4 protein-coding genes and 1 rRNA gene are annotated in these 7,007 nt (G+C 70.9%); all 5 read right to left on the bottom strand.

Annotated features, from left to right (window positions below; genetic code table 11):
• Nucleotides 1-303 (bottom strand): 16S ribosomal RNA (locus C4U03_RS33500); the annotation flags it as partial.
• 1,275 nt (nt 304-1,578) lie between these two features.
• Complete coding sequence (gene tyrS, locus C4U03_RS33495; protein WP_103943783.1) at nt 1,579-2,859, bottom strand: tyrosine--tRNA ligase; 1,281 nt, start codon at nt 2,857-2,859, stop codon at nt 1,579-1,581.
• Nucleotides 2,860-3,031: 172 nt separating this feature from the next.
• On the bottom strand, nt 3,032-3,691 hold the full coding sequence (locus C4U03_RS33490) for a DNA-3-methyladenine glycosylase (RefSeq protein WP_103943781.1): 660 nt from the start codon (nt 3,689-3,691) through the stop codon (nt 3,032-3,034).
• A gap of 34 nt (nt 3,692-3,725) precedes the next feature.
• Entirely contained in the window at nt 3,726-5,144 is a 1,419-nt protein-coding gene (gene argH / locus C4U03_RS33485) for an argininosuccinate lyase (protein ID WP_103943779.1), read from the bottom strand.
• Between the two features lie 651 nt (nt 5,145-5,795).
• Nucleotides 5,796-6,998: an argininosuccinate synthase gene (locus C4U03_RS33480; RefSeq protein ID WP_103943777.1), complete on the bottom strand. Its 1,203-nt coding sequence runs from the start codon at nt 6,996-6,998 to the stop codon at nt 5,796-5,798.
• Nucleotides 6,999-7,007: the final 9 nt, after the last annotated feature.

The following is a 7,007-nucleotide window of genomic DNA, read 5'->3' as shown; positions in this document are numbered from 1 at the left end:
CGGTCGCCCTCTCAGGCCGGCTACCCGTCGTCGCCTTGGTAGGCCATCACCCCACCAACAAGCTGATAGGCCGCGAGCCCATCCCCAACCGAAAAAACTTTCCACCCCCCACCATGCGGCAAGAGGTCATATCCGGTATTAGACCCGGTTTCCCAGGCTTATCCCGAAGTCAGGGGCAGGTTGCTCACGTGTTACTCACCCGTTCGCCGCTCGAGTACCCCCGAAGGGGCCTTTCCGCTCGACTTGCATGTGTTAAGCACGCCGCCAGCGTTCGTCCTGAGCCAGGATCAAACTCTCCATCAAGGTCACACACCCACCCCCAGAGGGGACGGGCAAACCTGAACGGGACTCACATCCCAGCAGACACCCACCAGCCACAACAACCGGCGAGCATCGCCTCAAAGAAATTCCTCAGACGAGGAACAACAACCCCAACAACCAGGGGCTGTCACAAGGCACTGGCTTTTAACACACTGTTGAGTTCTCAAGAAACGGACACCCACCCCGCAACACCCACCCTCCCGGGCGAGCGCCCCGTGGGGCAACCCTTCTACTGTACCCGTTCGTCCCGGTTTGTCCAACTCGGTCCGCTCGGGCGCCGCCGTGATCTTCAGGACGCGAGGCATCGCGCCCGTCCGGTCTGTGGTGGCTTCCCCCGGGGCCGGCCGCCTGTCGGCGTCCCGCTCCCCCGTGGGGCAGGTAGAACATTAGGTTGACCGTGCCACGTCGTCAAATCGACGGCAGAGTGAACGAACAACCAGGTCAGGAGGGGTATTTCCGCCTCCACAGGCCCCCTGGCGAGGGCCTCGTGATCACTCTGTGATGTTGATCGTGGTGCCTCCACGGGCCGCGAAGCGGCCCGGCGGAGATCCCGGGCGGACGTCACGGCAACGTCCAGACAAGACAACCACCCAGGTCAGCCGGAATATTCCCGCCCTGCCCGCCCCGCAAACCTCTGGCGGGACCCTCATGGATCACTCCGTGACACGGGACCCCGACACCTCCGCAAACCGTCAAGCGGACCGGCGGACGTCACACCGGCGCCCGGGAGAGACACGTCCAGGTCAGCCGGGGGACGTCCAGCCCCACAGGACTCTGGGGCTCCTCCCGGATCACCGGGCCGCGCAAACCGTGAAGCCGGTCAGCAGGGCCTTCGGCGTCAGGCGAGAGACCAACACCCCAGCACGTCCCCTGGCAGGCGTTGTCGACCGCCCCACGACCGTGGGCGCAAGCCATCAGGTAGACCGGCGGACGTCACATTGGCGCCCGCCGGAGACAGTGACCGGGCCGGCCGGGACGTCCCTGCAGACCACCCGGCAAGGCCCTCGCGATCGCCCCGTGACGCAGCCCCCGGCGTGCCACAGGTCGTGAAGCGGCCCGGCGAGGGCCTTGGGCGGACATCACGCCGGACGAAGTAAGGACAACGACCGGGCGACGAGGATGTCCCAGGCGGTGAGGGCCGTCCCGGACATGACGGACGCCCGGCCGGGGTGGGCCGGGCGTCCGTGGGGTCGAAGGCTCCTGGAGCCCCGCTCGCGCCTCGATGAGCGGGGTGGCCGGGCGTCCGTGGAGCCGGGATCAGGCCTCGGGGAGTGCGACCTCGACGCCGCCGACGTTGCGCTTGCCCCGCCGCAGCACCAGGAACCGGCCGTGCAGCAGGTCTTCGGGTACGGGGACGGCGTCCTCGGAGACGACCTTGGTGTTGTTCAGGTAGGCGCCGCCCTGGGCGATGGTGCGCCGGGCCTCGGACTTGCTCTTGCACAGGCCGCTGCCAACGAGGAGGTCCGCGACGGCGGGCAGCTCGCCGGGCGGGATCTCCGCGTGGGGAACCTCACGCAGGGCCGCGCGGAGGGTCCGTTCGTCCAGTTCCTCCAGGGCGCCCTGCCCGAACAGCGCGCGGGAGGCCGCGATGACCTTCGCGCACTCGTCGGCGCCGTGGACCATCGTGGTCAGCTCCTCGGCCAGGGCCCGCTGGGCCTGGCGGGCGGCGGGACGTTCGGCCGACTCCTTGACCAGGTGCTCGATCTCCTCCCGGGAGCGGAAGCTGAAGACCTTGAGGTACTTCTCCACGTCCCGGTCGTCGGCGTTGAACCAGAACTGGTAGAACGCGTACGGCGAGGTCAGCTCGGGGTCGAGCCAGTAGGTCTCGCCGCCGGCGGTCTTGCCGAACTTGGAGCCGTCCGCCTTGGTCAGCAGCGGGGTGGTGAGGGCGTGGGCGGACCCGCCCTCCACCCGGCGGATCAGGTCGACGCCCGCGGTGAGGTTGCCCCACTGGTCGCTGCCGCCGGTCTGCAGGCGGCAGCCGTACCGCCGGTAGAGCTCCAGGAAGTCCATCGACTGCAGCAGCACGTAGCTGAACTCGGTGTAGCTCATGCCCGTGCTCTCCAGGCGGGTCTTCACGGTCTCGCGGGCGAGCATCCGGTTGACCGGGAAGTGCTTGCCGATGTCGCGCAGGAACTCGATGGCCGTCATGGGGCCGGTCCAGTCGAGGTTGCTGACCATGAGGGCGCCGGTGGGGCCGTCGAAGTCCAGGAATCGGGCGACCTGGTCGCGGATGCGCCCGACCCAGCCGGCCACGACCTCCTCGGAGTTGAGGGTGCGTTCGGCGCTCTTGCCGCTGGGGTCGCCGATCAGGCCGGTGGCGCCGCCGACCAGCCCGATCGGGCGGTGGCCGGCGCGCTGGAAGCGGCGCAGGGTGAGGATCTGGATCAGGTTGCCCAGATGCAGGCTCGGCGCGGTCGGGTCGAACCCGCAATACAGCGTGACCGGCCCCGCGGCGAGCAGCGCCCGCAGATCGTCCAGGTCAGTGGACTGCGCGATCAGGTCGCGCCACGCGAGATCCTCAAGGACGTCGGTCACGATCTCCCTCGTCTTCCGTGCTCTCCGGGCTGTCCGGTACGCCCACCAGGGTGCCCGATGGGCCGTCGTTCACGGTAACGATATTCACCGGCCGTAGCGGAAGTGACGGGCGGGGACGCGCAGTTCGTGCCTGGAAGTGCTCTGGTCAGTGCCCCAGCGGCGAAGGGGCGCATCATCGGCTCTCACCGCTCCCGTCCAAGGCGGAGCCTCGGCCCGTGGCCCTGCGGCGGCGGGGGACGTGCAGGCGGTAGGCCGACACGCTGGGCTCGCCGTCGATCCAGAAACGCCAGGGGACGTCCTTGGCGGCGCTCACACCGACCCGTGGGCCGGTGCAGATCCGGGCGGGATCCACCGGTTCGCCGGTCAGGACCCGCACAGGCGAGCCGGGGGCACAGGCGTCCAGCCCGTTGTGCTCGCGGGCGATGCCCAGCGCCTGGCAGAGCCGGGCCGGGCCGCGGGCGAGGTCGCGGGGAGACGAGCGGGGGCGGCGCGCGACGGCCAGGTCCCGCCCGTCGGTCACCTCGCCGGCCCGGAGCAGCACCGCCGACGCCTTGCCCTCTGGCCCGCACACCAGATTCATGCAGAAGTGCATGCCATAGGTGAAGTACACGTAGACGTGCCCCGGCGGCCCCCACATCACCGCGTTGCGGGGGGTGCGGCCCCGGTAGGAGTGGGACGCCGGGTCGAGCGCGCCCGCGTACGCCTCGACCTCGGTGAGGCGCAGCGCGACCTCGCCCTCCTCGGTACGGTGCGCGAGCACCTGGCCGAGCAGGGCGGGGGCGACCTCCTCCACCGGACGGTCGAAGAAGTCGCGGCCGAGGAGGTCGCTCACGCCGGCCGCCTGCGGATCGGCATGGGCCGGGTCCTCAGGAGTCGGAGCCCGAGGCCCAGGCCGCGTGCTCGTTGACCAGGGCGCGCAGGTTGGCGAGCTGCTCGCGGACCTGGTCGGGGCCGGTGCCGCCGTAGGCCTTGCGGGAGGCCAGTGCGCCCGCCACGTTCAGCACCTCCCGGACGTCGGGGGTCAGGTGCGGGGACACCTTGGCCAGCTCGTCGTCGGTGAGGTCGCCGAAGTCGGAGTCGTTGACCTGGCACCACACCACCAGGTGACCGACGACCTCATGGGCGTCGCGGAACGGGACGCCGCGCCGTACCAGCAGCTCGGCCAGGTCGGTGGCCAGGGCGAAGCCCTCGGGGGCCAGCGACTCCAGGCGTTCGGTGTTGACCCGCATGGTGGCGATCAGGCCGGACATGGCGGGCAGCACCAGCAGCAGGGTCTCGACGGCGTCGAAGACGCCCTCCTTGTCCTCCTGCAGGTCGCGGTTGTAGGTGAGCGGCAGGCCCTTGAGGGTGGTCAGCAGCCCGACCAGATGGCCGATGAGCCGGCCGGCCTTGCCGCGGGCCAGCTCGGCCACGTCCGGGTTCTTCTTCTGCGGCATGATCGACGACCCGGTGGCGTAGGTGTCGTCCATCTCGATCCAGCGGAACTCCTGGGAGGCCCACAGCACGACCTCCTCGCCCAGCCGGGACAGGTGGACGCCGATCAGCGCCGCCGCGAACAGGAACTCGGCGGCGAAGTCGCGGTCGCTGACCGCGTCCATCGAGTTCGGCGCGGGGGCGTCGAAGCCCAGTTCCTCGGCGACCGCCTGCGGGTCCAGCGGCAGCGAGGAGCCGGCCAGCGCGCCCGAGCCCAGCGGGGAGATCGCCGCGCGCTTGTCCCAGTCGCGCAGCCGGTCGATGTCGCGGGTCAGCGGCTGGACGTGGGCCAGCAGCTGGTGGGAGAACAGCACCGGCTGGGCGTGCTGCAGGTGGGTCATGCCGGGGGCGGCCACCCCCAGGTTGTGCTCGGCCTGGGCGATCAGCGCGGTCTCCAGCTCCACCAGCCGGCTGACGATCTGCCGGACGTGGTCGCGCAGGTACAGCCGCAGGTCGGTGGCGACCTGGTCGTTGCGGCTGCGGCCGGCGCGCAGCTTGCCGCCCAGCGCGCCGAGCCGTTCCAGCAGGCCGCGCTCCAGGGCGGTGTGCACGTCCTCGTCGGCGACGGTGGGCCGGAACTCGCCGGAGCGGCAGGCCTCCTCCAGGTCGTCCAGGGCGCCCAGCATGCGGGTCAGCTCGTCGTCGGTGAGCAGGCCCGCCCGGTGCAGCACGCGGGCGTGGGCGCGCGAGCCCATCAGGTCGTACGGGGCCAGGCGCCAGTCGAACTGGACGCTCACCGACAGCCGGGCGAGCGCGTCCGCCGGACCGCCCTCGAACCGGCCGCCCCACAACCTCGTCGGTGCCTTGCTCACACTGCTCCCATCTGTACGCCGCGGCTCCGCCGCGACGGCGTGCTCATGGTCGCGCCTGTGGCGCGACGGCTCGCGGACGTGTTCATGGTCGCGGCTCCGCCGCGACGGCGGGCGGTCCTGAGGCCGCGTGGTCCGCCCTCGTCGTTCTCACGATCGCCGGTGCCTCGCGATCGTGAAAAGCCCCTCGGTCCAGACCATGCGGGCCCGCTCTCCGGTGGCCTTCGGTGACCCAGCCGTTCGAAGCCTACCGGGCGGGGCCGATCACGCCGCCCTCAATCTCCACAGCCTGGCAGGCCGCGCGGCGGGAACGCCCTGCCGGGCGAGGGAAAAGTCGAAGAGGCCTCGCAGGGGGCCGGTTCATCGCGAAGCTCCTGGTCGCGGCCGTCTCCGCCCTGGCCGGCGGGCCCTTCGGCATGTATGGGCCCTCTCCGCCGCGGTCGGGATCACCTGTTCACACGTTCTCGTCCAGGCTCGTCCAGGCTCGTCCAGGAACGCCCAGGACCGTACCGGCCGCTCCGGTTCGCGGCATCGGCCCGCTCGGCGGCGGGCCGACCGGCGGCGCGCGGCGCTTCCTCGTCGCGGGCAAGATCGCTCGTTCTCCGCGGTCTTGCCCGCGCCTCAGCTGGGACCGGTGCCGGTCCCGGCCGCGCCTCAGCCCTGGACGCGCCGGTCGCGGATGGCGGCCATCTTGCTGGGCAGGCCGAACAGCTCGACGAAGCCCTTGGCCAGGCTCTGGTCGAAGGTGTCGCCGGTGTCGTAGGTGGCCAGGTCGTAGCTGTAGAGAGAGGCGTCGCTGCGGCGACCCGTCACCACGGCCCGACCGCCGTGCAGGGTGAGCCGGATGTCGCCGGAGACCTGGCGCTGGGAGTCGGCGATGAAGGCGTCCAGCGCGTACTTCAGCGGGGAGAACCACAGGCCGTCGTAGACCAGTTCGCCCCAGCGCTGGTCGACGCCGCGCTTGAAGCGGGCCAGGTCGCGCTCGACGGTGACGTTCTCCAGCTCCATGTGCGCGGTGATCAGCGCGATGGCGGCGGGGGCCTCGTAGACCTCGCGGCTCTTGATGCCGACCAGCCGGTCCTCGACCATGTCGATGCGGCCCACGCCCTGGGCGCCGGCGCGCTGGTTGAGCTCGGTGATGATCTGGTACGGGGTCAGCGCGCGGCCGTCGAGGGCGGTGGGCACGCCGGCGGTGAAGGTGATGACGACCTCGTCGGGGTCGCGGGGCACGGCCGGGTCGGCGGTGTAGTCGTAGACGTCCTCGATGGGGCCGTTCCAGATGTCCTCCAGGAAGCCGGTCTCCACGGCGCGGCCCCACAGGTTCTGGTCGATGGAGTACGGGGACTTGGCCGACACGTCGATCGGCAGGCCCTTGGACTCGGCGTACTCGATGGCCTTGTCGCGGGTCCAGGCGAAGTCCCGGGCGGGCGCGATGACCTTCAGGTCGGGGTGCAGCGCGGACAGGCCGGCCTCGAAGCGGACCTGGTCGTTGCCCTTGCCGGTGCAGCCGTGCGAGACGGCGGTGCCGCCGAACTCCTTGGCGGCGGCCACCAGGTGCTTGACGATCAGCGGCCGCGACAGCGAGGACAGCAGCGGGTAGCGGTCCATGTAGAGGGCGTTGGCCTGCAGGGCGGGCACGCAGAAGTCGGCGGCGAACTCCTCGCGGGCGTCGACCACCACGGCCTCGGCGGCGCCGCACGCCAGCGCCCGCTTGCGGATGACCTCCAGGTCCTCGCCGCCCTGGCCGACGTCGACGGCCACGGCGATGATCTCGGCGCCGGTCTGCTCGGCGAGGAACGGGATGGCCACGGAGGTGTCCAGACCCCCGGAGTATGCGAGTACGATCCGCTCGCTCATAAGGTGATC

Origin of the sequence: Thermomonospora echinospora (genome assembly GCF_900108175.1) — a bacterium.
Taxonomy (GTDB): Bacteria; Actinomycetota; Actinomycetes; order Streptosporangiales; family Streptosporangiaceae; genus Thermomonospora; species Thermomonospora echinospora.
Note: the sequence above shows the minus strand (reverse complement) of the source record. Positions and strands in the feature narration are given on the sequence as shown.

What these genes read in the sequence shown, in the direction of transcription:
- C4U03_RS33480 (WP_103943777.1), bottom strand. Translation starts at nt 6,998, where the DNA reads ATGAGCGAGCGGATCGTACTCGCATACTCCGGGGGTCTGGACACCTCC.